Annotated in this window: 21 protein-coding genes; 12 read left to right on the plus strand and 9 right to left on the minus strand. The window is 59.6% G+C overall.

Annotated features, from left to right (window positions below; translation table 11 throughout):
* The first annotated feature begins 227 nt into the window (after nucleotides 1-227).
* The 7 genes from AF70_RS25455 to AF70_RS25485 all read left to right on the plus strand — a co-directional run bounded on the left by AF70_RS25455 (nucleotide 228) and on the right by AF70_RS25485 (nucleotide 5,418).
* On the plus strand, nucleotides 228-746 hold the full coding sequence (locus AF70_RS25455) for a hypothetical protein (protein WP_019582228.1): 519 nt from the start codon (nucleotides 228-230) through the stop codon (nucleotides 744-746).
* Nucleotides 747-905: 159 nt separating this feature from the next.
* Nucleotides 906-1,538, plus strand: a complete 633-nt coding sequence (locus tag AF70_RS25460) for a TetR family transcriptional regulator (RefSeq protein WP_018928469.1) — start codon at nucleotides 906-908, stop codon at nucleotides 1,536-1,538.
* Nucleotides 1,539-1,754: 216 nt separating this feature from the next.
* The gene (gene ureE / locus AF70_RS25465) at nucleotides 1,755-2,255 is read left to right on the plus strand and encodes an urease accessory protein UreE (RefSeq protein WP_018928470.1); all 501 of its coding nucleotides are present in this window, start codon (nucleotides 1,755-1,757) and stop codon (nucleotides 2,253-2,255) included.
* A complete protein-coding gene (locus tag AF70_RS25470) occupies nucleotides 2,252-2,926 on the plus strand; it encodes an urease accessory protein UreF (protein ID WP_028940155.1) in 675 nt (224 codons plus the stop codon). Before ureE ends, AF70_RS25470 begins: the two co-directional genes overlap by 4 nt.
* A gap of 23 nt (nucleotides 2,927-2,949) precedes the next feature.
* Nucleotides 2,950-3,564 (plus strand): urease accessory protein UreG, encoded by a 615-nt coding sequence (gene ureG, locus AF70_RS25475; protein WP_007939066.1) that lies wholly within the window; start codon nucleotides 2,950-2,952, stop codon nucleotides 3,562-3,564.
* A gap of 28 nt (nucleotides 3,565-3,592) precedes the next feature.
* Nucleotides 3,593-4,165: a HupE/UreJ family protein gene (locus tag AF70_RS25480; RefSeq protein ID WP_028940156.1), complete on the plus strand. Its 573-nt coding sequence runs from the start codon at nucleotides 3,593-3,595 to the stop codon at nucleotides 4,163-4,165.
* A 125-nt stretch (nucleotides 4,166-4,290) separates the two neighbouring features.
* Nucleotides 4,291-5,418, plus strand: coding sequence for an AGE family epimerase/isomerase (locus AF70_RS25485; RefSeq protein WP_028940157.1), 1,128 nt, complete (start codon nucleotides 4,291-4,293; stop codon nucleotides 5,416-5,418).
* A gap of 117 nt (nucleotides 5,419-5,535) precedes the next feature.
* On the opposite strand, the gene AF70_RS25490 is transcribed toward AF70_RS25485, so the two are convergent.
* The 8 genes from AF70_RS25490 to AF70_RS25525 form a co-directional block, all read right to left on the minus strand.
* Nucleotides 5,536-6,306: an SDR family oxidoreductase gene (locus AF70_RS25490; protein ID WP_019582223.1), complete on the minus strand. Its 771-nt coding sequence runs from the start codon at nucleotides 6,304-6,306 to the stop codon at nucleotides 5,536-5,538.
* Between the two features lie 745 nt (nucleotides 6,307-7,051).
* Entirely contained in the window at nucleotides 7,052-7,768 is a 717-nt protein-coding gene (locus tag AF70_RS25495) for an ABC transporter ATP-binding protein (protein ID WP_019582222.1), read from the minus strand.
* Entirely contained in the window at nucleotides 7,765-8,637 is an 873-nt protein-coding gene (locus tag AF70_RS25500) for an ABC transporter ATP-binding protein (protein WP_028940158.1), read from the minus strand. Before AF70_RS25500 ends, AF70_RS25495 begins: the two co-directional genes overlap by 4 nt.
* A complete protein-coding gene (livM, locus tag AF70_RS25505; RefSeq protein ID WP_019582221.1) occupies nucleotides 8,634-9,914 on the minus strand; it encodes a high-affinity branched-chain amino acid ABC transporter permease LivM in 1,281 nt (426 codons plus the stop codon). Before livM ends, AF70_RS25500 begins: the two co-directional genes overlap by 4 nt.
* 3 nt (nucleotides 9,915-9,917) lie before the next feature.
* Nucleotides 9,918-10,832 (minus strand): branched-chain amino acid ABC transporter permease, encoded by a 915-nt coding sequence (locus AF70_RS25510; protein WP_019582220.1) that lies wholly within the window; start codon nucleotides 10,830-10,832, stop codon nucleotides 9,918-9,920.
* A 171-nt stretch (nucleotides 10,833-11,003) separates the two neighbouring features.
* Nucleotides 11,004-12,137, minus strand: coding sequence for a branched-chain amino acid ABC transporter substrate-binding protein (locus tag AF70_RS25515; protein WP_028940159.1), 1,134 nt, complete (start codon nucleotides 12,135-12,137; stop codon nucleotides 11,004-11,006).
* Between the two features lie 363 nt (nucleotides 12,138-12,500).
* Nucleotides 12,501-13,784 (minus strand): FAD-binding oxidoreductase, encoded by a 1,284-nt coding sequence (locus AF70_RS25520; RefSeq protein WP_028940160.1) that lies wholly within the window; start codon nucleotides 13,782-13,784, stop codon nucleotides 12,501-12,503.
* A gap of 94 nt (nucleotides 13,785-13,878) precedes the next feature.
* Complete coding sequence (locus AF70_RS25525; protein ID WP_018928481.1) at nucleotides 13,879-15,369, minus strand: aldehyde dehydrogenase family protein; 1,491 nt, start codon at nucleotides 15,367-15,369, stop codon at nucleotides 13,879-13,881.
* Between the two features lie 187 nt (nucleotides 15,370-15,556).
* Between AF70_RS25525 and AF70_RS25530 the strand changes: the two genes are divergently transcribed.
* From AF70_RS25530 to nadE, 3 genes are all read left to right on the plus strand, one after another.
* Nucleotides 15,557-16,468 carry a LysR family transcriptional regulator gene (locus AF70_RS25530; RefSeq protein ID WP_007939046.1) on the plus strand — a complete coding sequence of 304 codons (912 nt, stop codon included), beginning with the start codon at nucleotides 15,557-15,559 and terminating at the stop codon, nucleotides 16,466-16,468.
* A 271-nt stretch (nucleotides 16,469-16,739) separates the two neighbouring features.
* The gene (pncB, locus tag AF70_RS25535; RefSeq protein ID WP_019582217.1) at nucleotides 16,740-17,966 is read left to right on the plus strand and encodes a nicotinate phosphoribosyltransferase; all 1,227 of its coding nucleotides are present in this window, start codon (nucleotides 16,740-16,742) and stop codon (nucleotides 17,964-17,966) included.
* Between the two features lie 4 nt (nucleotides 17,967-17,970).
* Nucleotides 17,971-18,798, plus strand: coding sequence for an ammonia-dependent NAD(+) synthetase (nadE, locus tag AF70_RS25540; protein ID WP_019582216.1), 828 nt, complete (start codon nucleotides 17,971-17,973; stop codon nucleotides 18,796-18,798).
* Between the two features lie 73 nt (nucleotides 18,799-18,871).
* Here the strand turns inward: nadE and azu are convergent, their stop codons facing one another.
* Complete coding sequence (azu, locus tag AF70_RS25545; RefSeq protein WP_019582215.1) at nucleotides 18,872-19,318, minus strand: azurin; 447 nt, start codon at nucleotides 19,316-19,318, stop codon at nucleotides 18,872-18,874.
* Nucleotides 19,319-19,663: 345 nt separating this feature from the next.
* Here azu and AF70_RS25550 point away from each other — a divergent pair, with 345 nt between their 5' ends.
* Both AF70_RS25550 and AF70_RS25555 read left to right on the plus strand, forming a co-directional pair.
* Nucleotides 19,664-20,251: a TIGR00730 family Rossman fold protein gene (locus tag AF70_RS25550; protein ID WP_018928486.1), complete on the plus strand. Its 588-nt coding sequence runs from the start codon at nucleotides 19,664-19,666 to the stop codon at nucleotides 20,249-20,251.
* Between the two features lie 68 nt (nucleotides 20,252-20,319).
* On the plus strand, nucleotides 20,320-20,511 hold the full coding sequence (locus AF70_RS25555; RefSeq protein WP_018928487.1) for a hypothetical protein: 192 nt from the start codon (nucleotides 20,320-20,322) through the stop codon (nucleotides 20,509-20,511).
* The last annotated feature ends 70 nt before the right edge of the window (nucleotides 20,512-20,581 follow it).

Genomic DNA, 20,581 nt, shown 5'->3' on the forward strand with positions numbered 1-20,581 from the left:
CTCTCTTTTTAGCGTTACCGACCCCGCACTTTTGCGAGGCGAAAATGAGTCGAAAATACCCACCTCAGTGCAAAAACGTTCGCCGGAAACGCCCGGTCTAGAGCCGCTCGGCCAAACAATCAATTCCGTTGATTATTACCATTGCGTTTATGAACTTTTATATCGACTTATCGAGAGTAGCATTGCCCTCGTACCCACTTTATCGCCCTCCCAAGGAGCAACCCATCATGAAACGCGAATTACTGCTTAGCCTGACCCTCTCAATGTTAGCCAGCACCGCTTTTGCTCTGCCGGCTGCCGATCAGGCCACTCCACAAGTCAAAGACAGCCACTCGGTGTTCAGCCAGACCGTTGCCGATGGTGCCAACGGTAACGAGCGCCTGAAAGAAAAAGGCCTGATCACCCAGGATGGTTCGGATCGCACTCCACAGGGCCAAACCCTGGCCGCTGACGGTGCTGACCGCACTCCACAAGGCCAAACTCTGGCTGCTGACGGTACCGACCGTACCCCACAAGGCCAAACCCTGGCGGCTGACGGTACCGACCGTACCCCACAAGGCCAAACCCTGGCGGCTGACGGTACCGACCGCACTCCACAAGGCCAAACCCTGGCGGCTGACGGTGCCGATCGCACTCCACAAGGCCAAACCCTGGCGGCTGACGGTGCCGATCGCACTCCACAAGGCCAAACCCTTGCTGAAGGTGGTGGTGACCGTGTGATCGAACGCAACAGCGCTGTGAGCTAAGCCCATGGCGGCCTGGAAAAAAAGCCCAATCCCCGGATTGGGCTTTTGACTTTATAGAAGCTGCATTTCCCCCGCGTGATCCCCCGACAGTCCGTTCGACGCCAGCGAAGCCGATTTGCTAGAGTGCGCCGCTGTCCCTGTCCAGAAAACACCCTTGCGATGCTGCCCCGCGCCGAACAGAAACAACAGACCCGCAACGCCCTGATGGACGCTGCCCGCCACCTGATGGAAAGCGGCCGAGGATTCGGCAGCTTGAGCCTGCGTGAAGTGACGCGAACCGCCGGGATCGTGCCCACTGGTTTCTACCGGCACTTCGCCGACATGGACGAATTGGGCCTGGCGCTGGTGTGCGAAGTCGGCCAGACCTTCCGCGAAACCATCCGCCTGGTGCGCCATAACGAATTCGTCATGGGCGGTATCATCGATGCCTCGGTGCGGATCTTTCTCGACGTGGTCACGGCCAATCGCTCGCAGTTCCTGTTTCTTGCCCGAGAGCAGTACGGCGGCTCGCTGCCGGTGCGCCAGGCCATCGGCCGCCTGCGCGAGGACATCAGCTCGGACCTAGCGGCCGATTTGTCGCTGATGCCGAAACTGCAGCATCTGGACATCGCCGGCCTGAGCGTCATGGCCGATCTGATCGTCAAAAGCGTGTTCGCGACCCTGCCGGACATCATCGATCCGCCGGCCGAAGCATTGCCCGAGCACCTGACACCCCAGGCGAAAATCACCCAGCAGTTGCGGTTTATCTTTATCGGGCTGAAGCATTGGCAGGGACTCGGCAGTACCGAGTAACCCGTTAGAAAAAGATCGCAGCCCTCGGCAGAAGGCTGCGATCTTTTTTTGTGCGCTGCAAATTGGTGCGTAAACACCCGCCACGCACCAACTTCAATCAAAGTCCTGCAACATTGTGAGTCTCCCCCGTCGCTCTGACAGGCATTTCCTACCTCTCACCCGATTGGCAAGCCCCTTGCTCTAGCCTGAACATTGTTCATTGCTGGAAGCCTTCCGATGCTGGTGATTCATCGCAGAATCGACCCTCAACCCGTCTGGGCCGCCGAGTTGCACCTGACCTTCGAAGCCAGGAGCAAAAGTCGCTTGCGCTGTTTCAGTGCCGAGGGTGAAGACGTCGGCTTGTTTCTGGAGCGCGGCCAGCCGCCGCTGCATGACGGCGAATGCCTGCAAGCCGAAGACGGGCGCGTCGTTCGCGTCTGTGCTCGCCCCGAACAACTGCTGCACGTCACCTGCGCCAATGCGTTCGAACTGACCCGCGCCGCCTATCACCTGGGCAATCGCCACGTGGCCCTGCAAGTCGGCGACGGCTGGTTGCGCCTGCTCGACGATTACGTGCTCAAGGCCATGCTCGAACAGCTTGGCGCCAAGGCCGAGAACATCGAAGCGCCGTTCCAGCCGGAACACGGTGCCTACGGCGGTGGCCATCACCACTCGCGCCACGGTGACGAGGACTTCAACTATCCGCCGAAACTGCATCAGTTCGGCGTGCGTTTATGAACCCGGCCTGGGCGCTGCTGCGCCTGGCCAGCCCGCAGCTGCCGATTGGCGGCTACAGCTATTCCCAGGGCCTGGAAATGGCGGTGGATAACGGCCGGGTCAATGATCCCGACAGCGCGCGACGCTGGATCAGCGATCAATTGCTGCTGAACCTGGCGCGTTTCGAAGCACCGCTACTGCTCGCCCATTGCACCGCCGCAGCCGAAGAAAACTGGGCCGAGTTGCTGCAACGCTGCGAAGAGCATCGCGCCAGCCGCGAAACCCGCGAGCTGCATCAGGAGAGCCGGCAGATGGGCTATTCGCTGCAGCAACTGCTCAACGGCTTGCCGGAGCTGGACGAGCCTGCTCGCGCCTTTCTCGAGCAACGCCCTGAACCGCACTTGGCTCTCGGCTGGGCGCTGGCGGCTCGCGCCTGGAACATCAACCCGCAAGATGCGCTGGCCGCCTGGCTCTGGAGCTGGCTGGAAAACCAACTGGCGGTGTTGATGAAAACCCTGCCGCTGGGCCAGCAAGCCGCACAACGCCTGACCAGCGAACTGCTGCCGCTGCTGCAACAGGCGCAGCAAGACGCCAGCCGAATCAATCCCGAACACGTTGGCAGCGCCGCTTTCGGTCTGTCCCTGGCGTGCATGGCCCATGAGCGCCAGTACAGCCGTCTGTTCCGTTCCTAGGGCCTTTTAGTTTGGAGAATCACATGAACACACAACCCCTGCGCGTCGGCATCGGCGGCCCGGTCGGCTCCGGCAAAACCGCCTTGACCCTGGCCCTGTGCCTGGCCCTGCGCGAGCGCTACAACCTGGCCGTCGTGACCAACGATATCTATACCCGCGAAGACGCTGACTTTCTGGTGCGCAACGAAGCCTTGGCACCGGAGCGGATCATCGGCGTGGAAACCGGCGGCTGCCCGCATACGGCGATCCGCGAAGACGCCTCGATCAACCTCGAAGCCGTGGATCAACTGAACCGGCGCTTTCCGGGGCTGGATCTGATCCTGGTGGAATCCGGCGGCGACAACCTCTCGGCGACCTTCAGCCCGGAACTGTCCGACCTGACCATTTACGTGATCGATGTCTCCGCCGGCGACAAGCTGCCGCGCAAGGGTGGCCCCGGCATCTGCAAATCCGACCTGCTGGTGATCAACAAGATCGACCTGGCGCCGCTGGTAGGCGCATCGCTGGAGATGATGGACAGCGACACCCAACGCATGCGCAACGGCAAGCCGTTTGTCTTCAGCAACCAGAAAACCGGCCAAGGCCTTGAAGCAATCATCGCCTTCATCGAACGCCAAGGCCTGCTGACTGCGGCCTGATCACACTTATCAACAAGGAAGCTTATCCATGACACTGAAACGCATTCTGGGCGCCATGGCCCTGCTGCTGACCCCAGCCATTGCCTTCGCCCACCCGGGCCATGGAGACAACGGCTTGATCGCCGGCATCAGCCACCCGATCGGTGGCCTCGATCACTTGCTGGCAATGGTTGCCGTGGGGTTGTGGGCGGCGCAGCAGAAAGGCGCTGCGCGCTGGGCCCTGCCGTGCACATTCGTGGGCACCATGTTGATCGGCGGCTTGCTGGGTTTTGAAGGACTGAACATGCCGGCGCTGGAAAGCGGGATTGCGGCATCGGTATTGGCGCTGGGCCTGGCGGTGGCGTTGGCAGTGCGTCCGCCGCTGAGCCTGGCGGTTGCGGCGACCGCGTTGTTCGCGCTGTTTCATGGTGTGGCGCATGGCCTGGAATTGCCGGACATGTCCAGTCCCTGGGCGTATGCCGCAGGGTTTGTGGCAGCGACAGCGGCGTTGCATGCCGCGGGTTATGCGATGGTTCGCGTCTTGCCTCAGGCCGCGGCACCATTGGTTCGGCTGGCGGGTGCGGCGTCGGCGGCAACCGGAGTCTGGTTGCTCGCGGGTTGATTCTCTAGCGTCTGAACTGGCCCCTTCGCGATCCGGTTTGCCCGCGAAGGCGGCCTGACAGACACCGCATCTCTAAGGCCTGCTAACATGTCGCGCAATTAACCCTGCCGTGACGACGCCAGCCAATGCCGCATGTTTCCCGCTCTGCCTCCCAGCCTGAATTGACCGCCCTGTTCGCCTCAGTGCATCAGCACTTCCAGGACGTGATCGTGCCGCTCTGGCAGGGCCCCGGCTGGAACGCCGACATGGCGTTGCCTTATGAGGCGCTGGATGCCGAGCATAAACCGCTGCCCCCTCAGCGCTACCGGGCCATGGCCTGCGCGCGGCAGCTGTATTTGTTCTCCAGCCTGATCGGCCAGGTGCCCAAGGCTGAAGAGCGCGCGGCGGCGCTGTTTCGTTCCTTGCAACGGCATTTCCACGATGCCGAGCATGGCGGCTGGTTCTACAGCATCGACCCGCAAGGTACGCCGCTGGACCAGCGCAAAGACCTCTACACCCACGCCTTCATCCTGTTCGCTTGCGCCCATTATTGGAACAAGGTTCGCGAACCGCTGGTGGAGTCGGTACTCAATGCCGCGCTGGAAGTGGTGGCGCAGCGTTTCGCCACGGGCGACGGCCTGTACGAAGCCAGCCTGGACCGTGATTGGTCCTCGCTCGACTCCGGTCCATTGCAGAACCCGCTGATGCATTTGGCCGAAGCCTTCCTCGCCACCCTGTCGGTGCGCGAAGACGCGGCTGTGCAGAACGCGCTCATCGAGTTATGCACAGCCATGCAAAAGCGTTTCATCGACCCGCGACATGCGGTGTTGATGGAGAAGCCGCTGGGAGCTGTGGATAACTGGTTCGAGCCGGGTCATCAGTTCGAATGGTATTTCCTGCTGCAATCCTCGCCATTGCTGCGCGGCTCGACACTGCATGCCTCGCTGGAGCGCGCGTTTGCGTTCACCGAACAACGGGGTGTCGATCAGCAGACCGGTGCCGTGCGAGCGATGCTGGAACTGGATGATCACCCTCGCGACGCAACCCAACGCATCTGGGCTCAAGCCGAATACCTGCGCGCCCTGACCTTGCGCCCGGGCAGCGAAGCATCGGTGCAACGCCAATTGCAGGCGTTGCAACAGCGCTTTCTGCACGCGGGCGGTTGGCATGAGTGTCGCGATGAGCAGGGCGAAGTAAGCCGCAAGGACATGCCTTCGACCACGCCTTATCACTTGGCAACCTGCTATCGCGGGCTGGCCGAGTATCTCGGCTGAGTTTTTGTGGCGAGGGGGCTTGCCCCCCGTTCGGGGGCGAAGCAGCCGCCTGCGATGCAACTGACAAAACACTAGGGCTGCTGCGCAGCCCAACGGGGGCAAGCCCCCTCGCCACAATTACGCCTTACCGCCATTACGCTCAATGGCAAACCCGCTCCAGGTCTGGCTCACCGGCATCAGCTCAAGGCTGTTGATGTTGATGTGGGCCGGTGCGTTGAGCACCCAGAAAATGGTCTCGGCGATGTCTTGCGGCTGGATCGGATCGGCACCGGCGTAAGTCGCGTTGTAACGCTCCTGGTCACCGGCAAAACGCACCAGCGAGAACTCGCTCTCGCACAGGCCCGGCTCGATGTTGCTGACCCGCACGCCCGTACCTTGCAGGTCGCAGCGCAGGTTCAGGGAGAACTGTTTGACGAACGCCTTGCTCGCGCCATACACGTGGCTGCCCGGGTACGGGTAGTTGCCGGCGATGGAGCCGAGGTTGACGATACTGGCGCCACGGCCATGAGCGATCAAACGCGGCAGCAACAGGCGGGTGCTGTACATCAGGCCTTTGATGTTGGTGTCGACCATGGTGTCCCAATCATCGAGATCGCACTTGGGCGCCGGATCCACACCGAGGGCCAGGCCGGCGTTGTTGATCAGCCCGCGCAGCTTGGCGAAGGACGGCGGCAGGTTGGCAATCGCCTCCTCCATGGCCTTGCGATCCCGTACGTCGAGCACCAGGCCATGGACCTCGGTCTGCTTCGACAACTCGGCGCACAGGGCATTGAGGCGCTCTTCACGACGACCTGTCAGCACCAGTTTCCAGCCGGCCTCGGCAAAACGACGGGCACAGGCTTCACCAAAACCGGAGGTCGCGCCGGTAATAAACAGGGTGTTGGACATCGTGTTCTCCTTGCTTCGGCTGACAGTCAGCCCTTGGAATAGAAAATCAACCGGCAGCATGCCCGGCCTTGCCCACAGCGGCAACCATGGCAAAAACCGTACAAAAAACGATCAATGCTGGCAACAGCCCATGCCCCGTGGCTTGCAGCCATGTACGCGCACCTTATCCACAGGCCGGTCCACAGTTTCCGGGGGCAAGTGGAAAAGCTGCAAGCCGCTATCCACAAGGCTTTGCGGGTAGATTTGAAAGTTTTTTTCTTGACCCTGAGGCATCCGCTGTGTAGTCCAGGACAATTTGCACGACCGAGCGGTCATAGCGACGATGGCGCCAAGCCAGCAACCACGGCCCTCAGCCGAGTCTTTCCAGAGTTTAACCACAGACTTATCCACAGGCTTGTCCACCTCGGCTCATACCGTGTTCGCTCATAACAAAAAGGTTGACAATGCCCACTTCAGGCTCGCCAAAAGCACCTGATCAAAAAACAATCATCTCTCTGCAAGCCACGTATTCAAAGGCTTACAGCCAGCTACTCCCACGTTATTCACAGCCAGCTCCACAGCAAACGGGGACAAGTCAAAACCGTGACAAAACAGCAATTTGCAGCGGCTTTATGTCGCGCTTTGAGAGGTCATGAATATTGTTTTCCACAATTTCCCTTTACCTCAAACCACAGCCTCGTGTAGGGATTGTGCGGGCATAAAAAAACGCCCTGAGTTCGTCAGGGCGTTTTCCAGGCTCTTCGGTTTAGTGCCCGCCAAGATAGGCGTTACGCACCTCCTCGTTCACCAGCAGCTCCTTGCCGGTGCCGCTGAGGCGGATCTGCCCGTTGACCATCACGTACGCCCGGTCCGACAGCTTGAGGGCGTGGTTAGCGTTCTGCTCCACCAGAAAGATGGTCATGCCCGTCTTGGCCAGTTCCCGCAGGGTCGCGAAGATCTGTTTCACCACAATCGGCGCCAGCCCCAGGCTCGGCTCATCGAGCAGCAACAGCTTGGGTCGGCTCATCAACGCCCGGGCGATGGCGAGCATTTGCTGCTCGCCACCAGACATGGTCATGGCCCGCTGGTTACGCCGTTCCTTGAGCCGCGGAAACAGCTCGAACATGCGCTCCATGTCCTCGGCGGCGTACTTGTCACCGATCGGGATGGTGCCCATCAGCAGGTTTTCCTCGACGGTCATGTCGGGGAACACCCGGCGGCCTTCCGGCGACTGAGCGATACCGTTGGAGGCGATGTAGTGGGACGACTTGTGAGTGATATCCACACCCTGATAGACGATTTGCCCGTCAGCCGCCCGTGGCTGACCGAAAATCGACATCAGCAGGGTCGACTTGCCGGCACCGTTGGAGCCGATCAGGCTGACGGTCTCCCCTTCATTGATGTGCAACGAGACTTTCTTCAGGGCCTGGATCGGTCCGTAGAACACGTCGATCTCTTTCAGTTCGAGGATCGGTTGACTCATACCAGTTCCTCTTCGTCGGCGCCCAGGTAGGCGGCAATCACTTTCGGATCGTGTCGGATCGCATCAGGCCCGCCCTCGGCGATGACAACGCCGTGGTCCAGCACCACGATGTGGTCGGAAATGCTCATGACCATGCCCATGTCGTGTTCGATCAGCACCACGGTCAGATCATGCTCGTCACGCAGCAGCCGGATCATCGCGCTCAGCGCTTCGGTTTCCTGAGGGTTGAGGCCGGCGGCCGGTTCGTCGAGGCAGATGATCTGCGGCCGGGTACACATGGCCCGGGCGATCTCCAGACGGCGTTGCTGACCATAGGACAGTTCACCGGCCAGGCGGTTGGCGCAGTCCACCAGGTCCACCACTTCCAGCCAGTAGAAGGCGTGGTCCAGTGCATCGCTTTCGGCCTTGCGATAACCCTTGGTGTTGAGGATGCCGGCCAGCATGCCGCGGTTGACCCACATGTGCTGGGCTACCAGCAGGTTTTCCAGTACCGACATCTCCTTGAACAGGCGAATGTTCTGGAAAGTCCGCGCCAGACCGGCACGGTTGATCAGGTGCGTGCCACCGAACATCTTGTAGTGGAGCCGGCTGATGAAGCTTTTCGGCGAAACGAAATCGGTTGCCTTGAACGGCTCCCCGAGCATTTTGATGACGTTGGTCTTCACCCCACGGGTGTTGAGCTCGATATGCCCGCCGGACGCTTTGTAGAACCCGGTCAAGCAGTTGAACACAGTGGTCTTGCCCGCGCCGTTGGGGCCGATCAACGCGAAGATCGAGTTGCGCTTGACATTCAGGCTGACGTCACTCAACGCCTTGATGCCACCGAAGTGCATCATCAGGTTCTCGACCGAGAGTACGACTTCACTCATGGCGCTACTCCTTTACGCGGGGTCACACCGGTACGGCTGATCCGGATCAGGCCGCGCGGTCGCCAAATCATCATCAACACCATCAGGATGCCGAACAGCAGCACGCGATATTCAGCGAAGCCGCGCAGCAGTTCCGGAGCGACGGTCAACACGAATGCTGCCATCACCACGCCGATGGTCGAACCCATGCCGCCAAGTACCACGATGGCGAGGATCAATGCCGATTCGAAGAAGGTGAATGAGGTCGGGTTCACAAAGCCCTGATAGGTCGCGAAAAACACGCCGGCCAGGCCCGCCGTCGATGCGCCGATGGTGAACGCCGACAGTTTGACCAGTACGTGATTCAGACCCATGGAGCGACAGGCGATTTCGTCTTCACGCAAGGCTTCCCATGCGCGACCGACCGGCATGCGGGTCAAGCGATGCTTGATGTACAGCACGGCCAGCACTACCAGGAACAACACCGCATAAATGAAGTAGTACTTCACGTCCGGGTTGTAGGCGATGCCGAAGAACTCATGAAAAGGTACCCCACCGTCCTTCGCTCGCTTACCGAATTCGAGACCGAAGAAAGTTGGCAACGGCGCCGCCATGCCATTCGGGCCACCGGTCAGGGACAACCAGTTGTTGAGGATCAACCGGATGATTTCACCGAAACCCAGGGTCACGATTGCCAGATAGTCGCCGTGCAGACGCAGCACCGGGAAACCCAGGATGCACCCCGCCAGCCCGGCAGTGATCGCCGCCAAAGGCAGCACCGTCCAGAAGCCCAGCCCCAGGTATTGGTAACCGAGCGCCAGGCCGTAGGCACCGATGGCATAGAACGCCACATAACCCAGGTCGAGCAGGCCGGCCAGGCCGACCACGATGTTCAGGCCCAGGCCCAGCAGCACGTAGATCAACCCAAGGATGACCACGCCCAACAGGTAAGAGTTGGAGAAGAACGGGAATACCACGGCGACAACGATCACCAGCGGGACGACCCAGCGCAACCGGGATTTGTAATCAGGCGCCAGAACATGAACCCCGGAGCCGGTGCTCTCAAAGCCTTCGAGAATTCTCAGGCCTTTGGAGGTTTGCAAGAATAGGCTCAGGGCAAAGCGGCCAGCCATAACGATGGCGACTATCCATGCCACGCGCGTCGGCTGCAGGTTGAAGCCGTAGCCGTCGAGGACCACACCAACAATCGGGCCGAACACAATCAGGGCGATGAGGCCGGCAAGAATCGCGTCAACCAGGCTTTTTTTGACATCAATGGTTTTAGTGGTTGAAGACATCGCTTACACCTTCGACACAAGAGGACGGCCAAGCAGGCCTTGAGGCCGAAAGACCAGAACAAGAACGAGCAGCGAGAAGCTGAAAACGTCTTTGTAATCCGAGTTGACCAGCCCCGAGAACAGCGACTCGGAGATCCCGAGAATGATCCCTCCCAGCATGGCGCCGGGCAGTGAGCCGATCCCGCCGAGCACCGCCGCGGTGAACGCCTTGATCCCGATGACGAAGCCTGCGTAGAAGTCGAACGTGCCGTAGTTCATGGTGATCAGCACGCCGGCCAGGGCCGCCATCGCCGCACCGATGATGAACACGTAGGAAATCACCCGATCGGTATTGATCCCCAGGATCGAAGCCATCTTGCGGTCTTGCTGGGTGGCGCGGCACATGCGGCCGAGCTTGGTGTACTTGATGACGTAGGTCAGCAGGCCCATCCCGACGAATGCGGCAACCAGAATGAAGATTTTGGTGTAGGTGAGTTGAACGAAGCCGTTCCCGACTTCAACTCGCCATGCACCGGTCAGCAGTGTTGGTACACCCTGTTGACGGGCGCCCTGACTGATCTGTGCATAATTTTGCAGGATCAGGGAAATACCGATGGCGCTGATCAGCGGTGCCAGTCGGGTGGAGTTGCGCAGCGGTTTGTAAGCGACACGCTCAATGACCCAGCCATACACCGCGGTGACGATGATGGTGAAAACCAGGGTGCCGAGCATCAGCAGCGGGAAGGATTCAATACCGAAGTAAGCCAGCAGAGCCAGACTGATCGCCGCGAGGTACGCAGAGATCATATAAACCTCGCCATGGGCGAAGTTGATCATGCCGATGATGCCATAGACCATTGTGTAGCCGATGGCGATCAGGCCATAGACCGACCCGAGGGTCAGGCCGTTGACCAGTTGCTGCAGGAAAATACCATCCATAACGCAATCTCACGCACTTGAGAGACTGCACAGAAGCCGGGCGCGACGGACCGGGGTTCAGCCGCCGGCGCAACTCGGTTGTGTGCAGCTCTACGAGAAAAGACAGGTACTGCACGGACATGTTTCAGGACTGCCCGGCGCGCAAGGCGCCGGGCAGATCAACCGCTCATATCACTTCTGTTTTTCCAGCTGGTGGTATTTGCCGTCCTTGTCCCACTTGTAAACCACGTAGTCGGAGACTTTCAGGTCGCCCTTGCTGTCCCAGGTCTTCTCGCCCATGACGGTCTTGACCGGGTTGGCTTTCAGCCATTTGGCAGCGTCTTCGCCCTTGTTGGATTTGGCGCCATTGAACGCCGCGGCCAGGGTCTGGACCGAAGCGTAGGCGTACAGGGTGTAGCCTTCAGGTTCGGTGCCGGCCTTGCGGAAGGCGTCTACCACGGTCTTGCTGTCTGGCAGCAGACGTGGGTCGGCGCCGAAGGTCATCAGTACGCCATCAACGTTCTGTGGGCCACCGGCGGTGGTCACCAGTTCGTCAGTCACGATGCCGTCATCGGACATGAACTTGACGTCTTTGAGGCCCTGTTCACGCAGTTGCCGAACCAGTGGACCGGCTTCCGGGTGCAAGCCGCCGAAGTAGACCACGTCGGCACCGGCCGCACGGATCTTGGTGACGACGGCACTGAAGTCTTTCTCGCCGCGAGTCAGGCCTTCATACAGCACTGGCGTTACGCCGCGCTTGATCAGTTGAGCCTTGGTGGCATCTGCCAAGCCTTGGCCATAGGTGTCCTTGTCGTGCAGCACGGCGACTTTCTTGCCCTTGAGCACGTCGACGATATAGTCGCCAGCCACGATACCTTGCTGGTCGTCACGCCCGCACATGCGGAACATGGCACTCAGGCCGCGCTCGGTCACCTTGGGGTTGGTGGAACCTGGGGTGATCGTGATGATGCCGGCTTCGTCGTAGATCTCGGAGGCAGGGATGGTCGACGAGGAGCAGAAGTGACCTACCACACCAACGACTTTCTTTTCAGTCAGGTCTTTGGCGACCGTCACAGCCTGCTTCGGCTCGCAGGCGTCATCGCCTTTGACCAGTACGATTTTTTCCCCGTTGATACCGCCCGCTGCGTTCACCGCATCAGCGGCTGCCTGTGCACCCTTCATGTACTGCTCGCCAAATGCCGCGTTGGCGCCTGTCATCGGGCCCGCCACACCGATTTTCACATCAGCCTGTGCAAACGCAGAAACACCCAACGCAGCTGCCACTGCGAGGGCCAGAAAGCCTTTCTTGTAAAACGTCTGGGACATGAGGTGGTGCTCCAAGGTTTTTTTTAGTTGGCACTGCGACTTCACTGAATGCTCAGAGCAAGGGCCGTGCCATCGGTTTTTTATTCTGAAAAAAGTCGCTGCTTTCTTGTTATTTCGACTGTTTCGATCCCATTTTCATTGGGCGTGCAACCGTCTAAACCGCGGGAGGTGAAACCATCCATTCCAAAAGGCGCAACCCGTCTGCGCCATCATTGCAACCGCAGCGCCAAACGATGTGCAACCTACCTGTAACAGCCCGCGTCACCGAACTGCACACTGCCGGTGCACAACTGCTACAACCCGCACCATTACAGGCTAGCCGCTTCGCTGAAAAGCGCTGCTTCCAGCAACATATTTCAACAATCAGATCACGATCCGCAGGCACTGGCCCGCGTGATACAGCGAAAAGCCGGCCTCATACAGGCAGCTTCGCAGCCCCACACCCGCCAATGGCTGCATGGGTGCAAAGGGAATCGGCAAGGCCTGAGGATTTCCGTTACACAGATAATCGGCAAAGGCTTTGCCGACCACTGTACCGGTGGTTACCCCTCGACCGTTGTAACCGGTAACGGCCACCAGACCCGGTGCTGGCTCGAACAGGCGCATCAAATGATCGGGGGTGAAGGCGATGCAACCGGTCCAGGTGCATTCCCATGCCACCGGTTTCAGGTAGGGGAAGTAATGCTGCTGAACCCGATCGGCCCAGGCTTTGAGGAACCAGGTCGGTTTCTGGTTGCCATTGCCGAGACTGCCGAGCAACAACCGCCCCTCGGCATCACGACGGATGCTGCTGAGCACTTGCCGGGTGTCCCAGGAACCCTGACCACCGGGCAGAATTTGCTGCGCGGCGTCTTCGGTCAGCGGCACCGAAGCCACTTGATAGTAATAACCGGGGAAGAAGTTGCGACGCAGCTCCGTCCAGTCGCCTTCGGTATAGGCATTGGAGGCGATCACCACCTGTTCGGCCAGCACCGAACCCTGGGCGGTCTGCACCGACCAGCGCTGGCCCTGACGTTCGAGTCGGGTCACCGGGGAATGATCGAACAACTGACCGCCAAGGCCGATAGCCGCGTTGGCCAGCCCCGTGGTGTAGGCCATCGGGTTGATCGTGCCGGCACGCCGGTCGAGCAGCGCGGCGGCGATTTTCCTGGTGCCCGTGGCTTGTTCGCAGGCAGCTCCGGTCAACAATTCCACCGGTGCCCCACGACGTTTCCATTGTTCTTCGCGACTGCGCAGGTCCGCCTCGCCACGCGCGTTGTGCGCCATGTGCAGCGTGCCTTCGCGGCGCAACTGGCAATCGATGTTGTATTTGTCGACGAGGCTGAACACCAGCGACGGCGCCGCTCCGAGCATACGGTTGAGCTGACTGCCGACCGCCTTGCCAAAACCGGCTTCGATTTCGTCCGGAGGAATCCACATTCCGGCGTTGACCAGCCCGACGTTACGCCCCGAACCGCCATGGCCGGCACGATGCGCTTCCAGCACACAGACACTTTTGCCTTGCTCCAGCAGATGCACCGCCGCCGACAGCCCGGTGAAACCGGCACCGATGACGCAGACATCCACCGTCACCTCACCCTTGAGCGCCGCATTGTCGGGCCTTTGCGGCGTCAGTTTTTCCCACAGACACTCTTCGCGTAACGGCATTGCCAGACTCCGAAAATGAAACCTAACCAACACACCATCGATCGTTCCCACACAGAGCGTGGGAACGATCGATCAACAGCTTGTCGCTTGCTGCTTAATCGAACGTAATCCCCTGAGCCAACGGCAATTCCAGCGAATAGTTCACGGTGTTGGTCTGGCGGCGCATGTACCCGCGCCATGCATCGGAGCCCGACTCACGACCGCCGCCCGTTTCCTTCTCGCCGCCGAACGCGCCGCCGATTTCCGCGCCGCTCGGGCCGATGTTGACGTTGGCAATGCCGCAATCGCTGCCCACCGCCGACATGAACCGCTCGGCTTCACGCACGTCGGTGGTGAAGATGCACGACGACAGGCCTTGTGGCACGGCGTTGTTCAGGCGCAATGCCTCTTCGAAATCGGTGTAACCGATCACGTACAGAATTGGCGCGAAGGTTTCGTCGCGCACCACATCGCTTTGTTCCGGCATTTCGACGATGGCTGGTGAAACGTAGTAAGCGTTGGGGAATTTGTCTTCCAGCTGACGCTGGCCGCCAAACACCCGGCCGCCTTCGCTCAAGGCTTGCTCCAGCGCGTCCTGCATGTTGTCGAAGCTGTGTTTGTCGATCAGCGGCCCGATCAGGTTACCTTCCAGTGGATGGCCGATGCGCACCTTGGAGTAAGCGGCTTTCAGGCGGGTGACGATTTCTTCTTTCACCGATTCGTGGGCAATCAGGCGACGCAAGGTGGTGCAACGCTGACCGGCAGTGCCGACGGCGCTAAACAGAATCGCCCGTACGGCCATGTCCAGATCGGCGCTTGGGCCGAGGATCATCGCGTTATTACCGCCCAGTTCCAGAATGCTACGGGCGAAACGTGCGGCGATTTTCGGCGCCACTTCGCGGCCCATGCGGGTGCTGCCGGTAGCGCTGATCAGCGCGACACGCGGGTCATCGACCAGGGCTTCGCCTGCATCGCGGCCGCCGATGATCACTTGGCTCAGGTGCGGCGGGGCGTCGCTGAAGTTCTTCAGGACACGGTCGAACAGCGCCTGACAGGCCAGCGCGGTCAGCGGGGTTTTCTCCGACGGCTTCCAGATCACCGGGTTGCCGCAGACCAGCGCCAGCGTCGCGTTCCAGGCCCAGACGGCGACCGGGAAGTTGAACGCGCTGATCACGCCGACGATGCCCAGCGGGTGCCAGGTTTCGCGCATGTGGTGGCCAGGGCGCTCGGAGGCGATGGTCAAACCGTACAACTGACGGGACAGACCGACCGCGAAGTCGCAGATGTCGATCATTTCCTGAACTTCACCCAGGCCTTCCTGAGTGATCTTCCCGGCTTCCCAGGAAACCAACTCACCGAGATCGGCCTTGTACTCGCGCAGGATGTCGCCCAATTGACGAACCAGTTCGCCACGGCGCGGCGCCGGCACCTTGCGCCACAATTCGAACGCATGATCTGCGCGACTGATGTGCTGCTCGACTTCAGCGGCGCCTTCCCAGTTCACGGCGGCAATCCGACTACCGTCGATGGGCGAATGCACCGGCACTTTGCCGTTCTGGTACAGGGCCGGGTTCACACCAAGACGATCAAGCAATGCGGCAACCATGGGTCACTCCTCGAGCAGAAACAGAAAACGTGCAGCCGGATTAATTCGACTGATCTGACCTGTAGTTTTAGCGCTCCCGAGGTTCTCCAACAAACGACGATTAAGCGAGATATCATTCCGTTTATTCATGCTGCGAATCTGCCGGTAACACGCGTGCCACGTAGAGAGACAAGAACAAGGAGAACCGATGCTGAATAAACGCTACTTGCCGTCGATCACTGCGCTGCAGTGTTTCGAGGCCGTGACCCGGCATTTGAGCTTCACCCGCGCCGCCGAAGAGCTGAACCTGACCCAGAGCGCCGTGAGCAAACAGGTCGCGCAACTCGAAGAGTTGTTGCAGCACCTGTTGTTCCGCCGGGTGCGCCGACGCCTGCAAATGACCCCCGCTGGCGATTTGTATTTGGTGGAGGTGCGAAAAATCCTCACCCAAGTCGAAATGTCGACCCATTACCTGCGTTCCTACGGCGGAGACACCGAAGTCTTGCGCGTCTCCACGCCTCCGACCTTCGGCGCGCGCTGGCTGGTGCCACGCTTGAAAGGCTGGCGCCTGCGTCATCCGTCTATCCATCTGGACCTGTGCAGCGAACAGGAAGCCGACGACCTGCTGCAAGGTCGCAGCGATCTGGCGTTCTACTTCGGCCAGGGCTCACGGCCCGGCACCGAATGCCTGAAGCTGTTCGGCGAAGAGCTTGTTCCTGTGTGCGCCCCGGGCAGTCTGCCGGATACGCCGTTCACCGATCCGACCCAACTCACCGACCTGGTCCTGCTGCAAAACGCTTCCCGGCCCCAGGCCTGGCACGATTGGTTCGACAGCCAGGGCTACCACACCGAACACAGCTACCACGGCCCGCGTTTCGAAACGTTCTACATGTGCATCCGCGCCGCCCAAGTCGGCTGTGGTGTAGCGCTGCTACCGAAGTTTCTGGTGGAAGAGGAATTGGCCGACGGCAAACTGGTCATTCCCTGGCAGCATGCAATGCCCAGCACCGACGCCTATTACCTGGCGTATCCGGAGCATTCGGCGGAAGTGCCCAAGGTGCGGGATTTTGTGAAGTGGATGCTGGAGCAGATGGACAATCCGAATACACCGCAAAGTTGAAATATCATGCAAAACTCTGTGGCGAGGGGGCTTGCCCCCGTTGGGTCGCGTAGCGACCCCAAAACCTGCAATCGCGGTCCCTCAGACAGATCATGCATGCGGAATTTACGACTGCTGCGCAGCCGAACGGGGGCAAGCCCCCTCGCCACAGAGATCTCTAGCGTCTAAAAAATTGCTGGCAATCCTCACCGCTGATATGCGCCACTAGCCCCATTCATTGAAACAGCTGCAACGTCGCTGCCACGGGCTGCGACCCGCCTGGAGACCCGTTATGAGCGAGAGTGTGTTTGCCGATCGCATCGTGCAGAACCTGCTCGACACCGACTTCTACAAACTGACGATGATGCAGGCGGTGCTGCACAACTACCCTAACGTGGAAGTCGAATGGGAGTTTCGTTGCCGTAACAGCGAGGATCTGCGCCCGTACCTGGCGGAGATCCGTTTCCAGATCGAGCGCCTGGCCGAGTTGAGCCTGAGTGCCGATCAGTTGAGCTTCCTGGAGCGCATCAGTTTCCTGAAACCGGATTTCCTGCGCTTTCTCGGTCTGTTCCGTTTCAATCTGCGCTATATCCACACCGGCATTGAAAACGGCGAGTTGTTCATCCGCCTGCGCGGGCCGTGGCTGCACGTGATTCTGTTCGAAGTGCCGTTGCTGGCCATGGTCAGCGAAGTGCGCAACCGCTATCGCTACCGGGAAATCGTCCTGGAACAGGCCCGTGAGCAGCTCTATCGCAAGTTCGACTGGCTGACCGCCAACGCCAGCAGCGATGAATTGTCCGAGTTGCAGGTAGCCGATTTCGGCACTCGCCGGCGCTTCTCGTACCGTGTGCAGGAAGAAGTGGTGAACGTGCTCAAGCACGACTTCCCCGGTCGTTTCGTCGGCACCAGCAACGTGCACCTGTCCCGCGAGCTGGATATGAAGCCGTTGGGCACCATGGCCCACGAATGGATCATGGCCCACCAGCAACTCGGCCCACGGCTGATCGACAGCCAGATCGCCGCCCTCGACTGCTGGGTCCGCGAGTACCGTGGCCTGTTGGGGATCGCCCTGACCGACTGCATCACTTCCGATGCGTTTCTCGGCGATTTCGACCTGTTCTTTGCCAAGCTCTTCGACGGCTTGCGTCACGACTCCGGTGACCCGGTGCTCTGGGCGGAAAAGGCCATCGCCCACTACCACAAGCTGGGCATCGACCCGATGAGCAAGACCCTGGTGTTTTCCGACAGCCTGACGTTGCCCAAATCTCTGGAGATTTTTCGGGCGTTACGTGGTCGGATCAATGTCAGTTTCGGCATCGGCACTAACCTGACCTGCGATATTCCGGGTGTCGAACCGATGAGCATCGTGCTTAAAATGACTGCATGCAACGGCCAACCGGTGGCCAAGATTTCTGATGAGCCTGGCAAGACTCACTGCAAAGACCCGAATTTCGTCGCCTATTTGCGACACGTTTTCCAAGTACCTGCCACCCTTTCCAGTACATCAAGCAAGGAGTGAATTCATGCAAGCCGTACAGCGTGAGATTGCTGAACAGCTCAAGGTCCAACCGCCGTTCGTGGATCAACTCGCCCTTGAGGCTGAAGTCGCCCGGCGAATCACCTTCATTCAGGATTGCCTGGTCAATTCCGGGCTCAAGGCCCTGGTGCTCGGTATCAGCGGCGGCGTCGATTCCCTGACCGCCGGCCTATTGGCCCAACGCGCCATCCGTGAACTGCGTGAGCGTACCGGTGATAACAGCTACAAGTTCATCGCCGTGCGCCTGCCGTACCAGACGCAGTTCGATGAACACGATGCCCAGGCCTCGGTGGACTTCATCGCACCGGACGAACGCCACACGGTGAACATCGGCCCGGCAGTCAAATCCCTGGCCGGCGAAGTGGCAGCCTTCGAAGGCAAAGAAGCCGTCTGGGTGGATTTCGTATTGGGCAATACCAAGGCGCGGATGCGCATGGTCGCGCAATACACCATCGCCGGTGCGGCTCATGGCCTGGTGATCGGCACCGACCACGCGGCAGAAGCCGTGATGGGTTTCTTCACCAAGTTCGGTGACGGCGCCTGCGACCTCGCACCGCTGAGCGGCCTGGTGAAAAATCAGGTCCGGGCGATTGCCCGCAGCTTCGGCGCGCCGGAGTCGCTGGTGGAGAAAATCCCGACCGCCGACCTCGAAGACCTGTCGCCGGGCAAACCGGACGAAGCGTCCCACGGCGTGACCTACGCCGAGATCGACGCCTTCCTGCACGGCGAACCGGTGCGCGAGGAAGCGTTCAAGATCATTTGTGATACGTATAAGAAGACTCATCACAAGCGTGTGATGCCGTTCGCGCCTTGATTCTGCCCCCCTGTAGAAATGAGCACAAAAAAAAGCGTCCCAAGTGGACGCTTTTTTTATGCGCTTGAATCGATTACTTCAGTGTAACCGTGCCTTTCATCATCGAGATGTGGCCCGGGAACGAGCAGAAGAAGCCGTATTTTTCGGCTGCATTGAGCTTCGACACATCGAATGTCACAGAATCCTTTTCACCAGCGCCGATGACTTTGGTGTGAGCGATGACGCGGGCATCACCTTCTTTCAGGTAATTTTTGTCGATGCCAGCCGACAGGCCGTCGGTGGCGATCGGCTGCATGTCAGCCTCTTTGCTGATCACCAGGTTATGGCCCATGACGTTTTTCGGCAGGCTGCCGGAGTGGGTCAGTTCAACGGTGAAGGTCTTGCAGCTTTTGTCGATTTCAATGGCCTTGGTGTTGAAGGACATCTGATCGGTGGAGTCGATGGTCGTTTTGCACTCGGCAGCCATCAATTGGCTGCTGGCCAGTGTCAGCAGGGATACCGCAACAAGTTTGGCAAACATGGTGAATCTCCAAGGCAGGGTTAACAAAAGTGCGAATGGACAGAAGACTGCCTGAAATCTTCGCAAGTTCCTATGACCTGAATCAAAAATTGTATACAACTTTCGGGCTATGACACCCATCGAAACAATCTACCAGCCAGACGTCTGGGACGGCCCTATCATCAGGGCCATCATTACTCACCTGGAGCGCCTGCCATGTCTTTCAGCAGCTTGTTGAGCAGTTTGTTGGCCGCCTACGCCTGTGGCGCCAGTGGCACTTACGAAACACCTGAACGCGCGGTTTAACCCTTGGAACGATGCGAGCCTGCCTTTACTCTGTGGTCCTGATTGACCATGGAGCAAGGCATGTCTTTAACGTCCGTTTGTGTATTTTGCGGTGCCAGCACCGGCACCAATCCGGCTTATCGTGAAGCGGCTGTCGCCCTGGGGCGAGCATTGGCCGAGCGCAAGCTGACCCTGGTTTATGGCGGCGGCGCTGTCGGGCTGATGGGGATTGTGGCTGATGCCGCACTGGCGGCCGGTGGCGAAGTGATCGGGATCATTCCGCAGAGCCTCAAGGACAAGGAAATCGGCCACAGCGGCCTGACCCGCCTGGAAGTGGTCGACGGCATGCATGCGCGCAAGGCGCGAATGGCCGAACTCAGCGATGCCTTCATTGCCCTGCCCGGCGGTCTGGGCACGCTGGAAGAGCTGTTCGAAGTCTGGACCTGGGGCCAGCTCGGTTATCACGGCAAACCGCTGGGTTTGCTGGAAGTGAACGGTTTCTACAGCAAGTTGACGTCTTTTCTCGATCATATCGTCGGCGAAGGCTTCGTTCGCGGGCAGCACCGTGACATGCTGCAAATGAGCGAATCACCGCAAACCCTGCTCGATGCACTGGACGCCTGGCAACCCTCGGTACCGCCAAAATGGACCGAGCAAAAACCCAGCTAACGGCTTGGTGCCGATACAGGGCAGAATATGCGCCGCTCAACCTCACCTTCGACCCCAGAGGATCGCCCATGGCTAAACCTAATTATTCCTTCGCCAAACGTCAGAGAGACTTGGCCAAGGAGCAGAAGAAAGAGGAAAAGCTTCAGCGCAAGAAAGCTACAGCTGAAGAAGAAGCAGCAGCACTGAACCCGGATGCAGAAGGTGAAGTGGCGGCAGAAGATGATGTTGAAGCACCGAAAGATCAGGCGCCCGACGCCTGAGACCCTCCGGGCCCGATGATCTGATCAGGCCCACCGGATCTGTGTCCAGGGTCAGCAACGATGTTGCTGA

This window comes from Pseudomonas sp. KD5 (assembly GCF_012932895.1).
Classification (GTDB): domain Bacteria; phylum Pseudomonadota; class Gammaproteobacteria; order Pseudomonadales; family Pseudomonadaceae; genus Aquipseudomonas.

Excerpts from the sequence above, each read along its gene's own strand:
- AF70_RS25515 (WP_028940159.1), bottom strand. The coding sequence starts at position 12,137 with ATGTCCCAGACGTTTTACAAGAAAGGCTTTCTGGCCCTCGCAGTGGCA.
- AF70_RS25455 (WP_019582228.1), top strand. The coding sequence starts at position 228 with ATGAAACGCGAATTACTGCTTAGCCTGACCCTCTCAATGTTAGCCAGC.
- AF70_RS25460 (WP_018928469.1), top strand. The coding sequence starts at position 906 with ATGCTGCCCCGCGCCGAACAGAAACAACAGACCCGCAACGCCCTGATG.
- livM (WP_019582221.1), bottom strand. The coding sequence starts at position 9,914 with ATGTCTTCAACCACTAAAACCATTGATGTCAAAAAAAGCCTGGTTGAC.
- AF70_RS25550 (WP_018928486.1), top strand. The coding sequence starts at position 19,664 with ATGTCTTTAACGTCCGTTTGTGTATTTTGCGGTGCCAGCACCGGCACC.
- AF70_RS25490 (WP_019582223.1), bottom strand. The coding sequence starts at position 6,306 with ATGTCCAACACCCTGTTTATTACCGGCGCGACCTCCGGTTTTGGTGAA.
- AF70_RS25525 (WP_018928481.1), bottom strand. The coding sequence starts at position 15,369 with ATGGTTGCCGCATTGCTTGATCGTCTTGGTGTGAACCCGGCCCTGTAC.
- ureE (WP_018928470.1), top strand. The coding sequence starts at position 1,755 with ATGCTGGTGATTCATCGCAGAATCGACCCTCAACCCGTCTGGGCCGCC.
- AF70_RS25510 (WP_019582220.1), bottom strand. The coding sequence starts at position 10,832 with ATGGATGGTATTTTCCTGCAGCAACTGGTCAACGGCCTGACCCTCGGG.
- pncB (WP_019582217.1), top strand. The coding sequence starts at position 16,740 with ATGAGCGAGAGTGTGTTTGCCGATCGCATCGTGCAGAACCTGCTCGAC.
- AF70_RS25495 (WP_019582222.1), bottom strand. The coding sequence starts at position 7,768 with ATGAGTCAACCGATCCTCGAACTGAAAGAGATCGACGTGTTCTACGGA.
- AF70_RS25485 (WP_028940157.1), top strand. The coding sequence starts at position 4,291 with ATGCCGCATGTTTCCCGCTCTGCCTCCCAGCCTGAATTGACCGCCCTG.
- azu (WP_019582215.1), bottom strand. The coding sequence starts at position 19,318 with ATGTTTGCCAAACTTGTTGCGGTATCCCTGCTGACACTGGCCAGCAGC.
- AF70_RS25520 (WP_028940160.1), bottom strand. The coding sequence starts at position 13,784 with ATGCCGTTACGCGAAGAGTGTCTGTGGGAAAAACTGACGCCGCAAAGG.
- ureG (WP_007939066.1), top strand. The coding sequence starts at position 2,950 with ATGAACACACAACCCCTGCGCGTCGGCATCGGCGGCCCGGTCGGCTCC.
- nadE (WP_019582216.1), top strand. The coding sequence starts at position 17,971 with ATGCAAGCCGTACAGCGTGAGATTGCTGAACAGCTCAAGGTCCAACCG.
- AF70_RS25480 (WP_028940156.1), top strand. The coding sequence starts at position 3,593 with ATGACACTGAAACGCATTCTGGGCGCCATGGCCCTGCTGCTGACCCCA.
- AF70_RS25530 (WP_007939046.1), top strand. The coding sequence starts at position 15,557 with ATGCTGAATAAACGCTACTTGCCGTCGATCACTGCGCTGCAGTGTTTC.
- AF70_RS25500 (WP_028940158.1), bottom strand. The coding sequence starts at position 8,637 with ATGAGTGAAGTCGTACTCTCGGTCGAGAACCTGATGATGCACTTCGGT.
- AF70_RS25470 (WP_028940155.1), top strand. The coding sequence starts at position 2,252 with ATGAACCCGGCCTGGGCGCTGCTGCGCCTGGCCAGCCCGCAGCTGCCG.
- AF70_RS25555 (WP_018928487.1), top strand. The coding sequence starts at position 20,320 with ATGGCTAAACCTAATTATTCCTTCGCCAAACGTCAGAGAGACTTGGCC.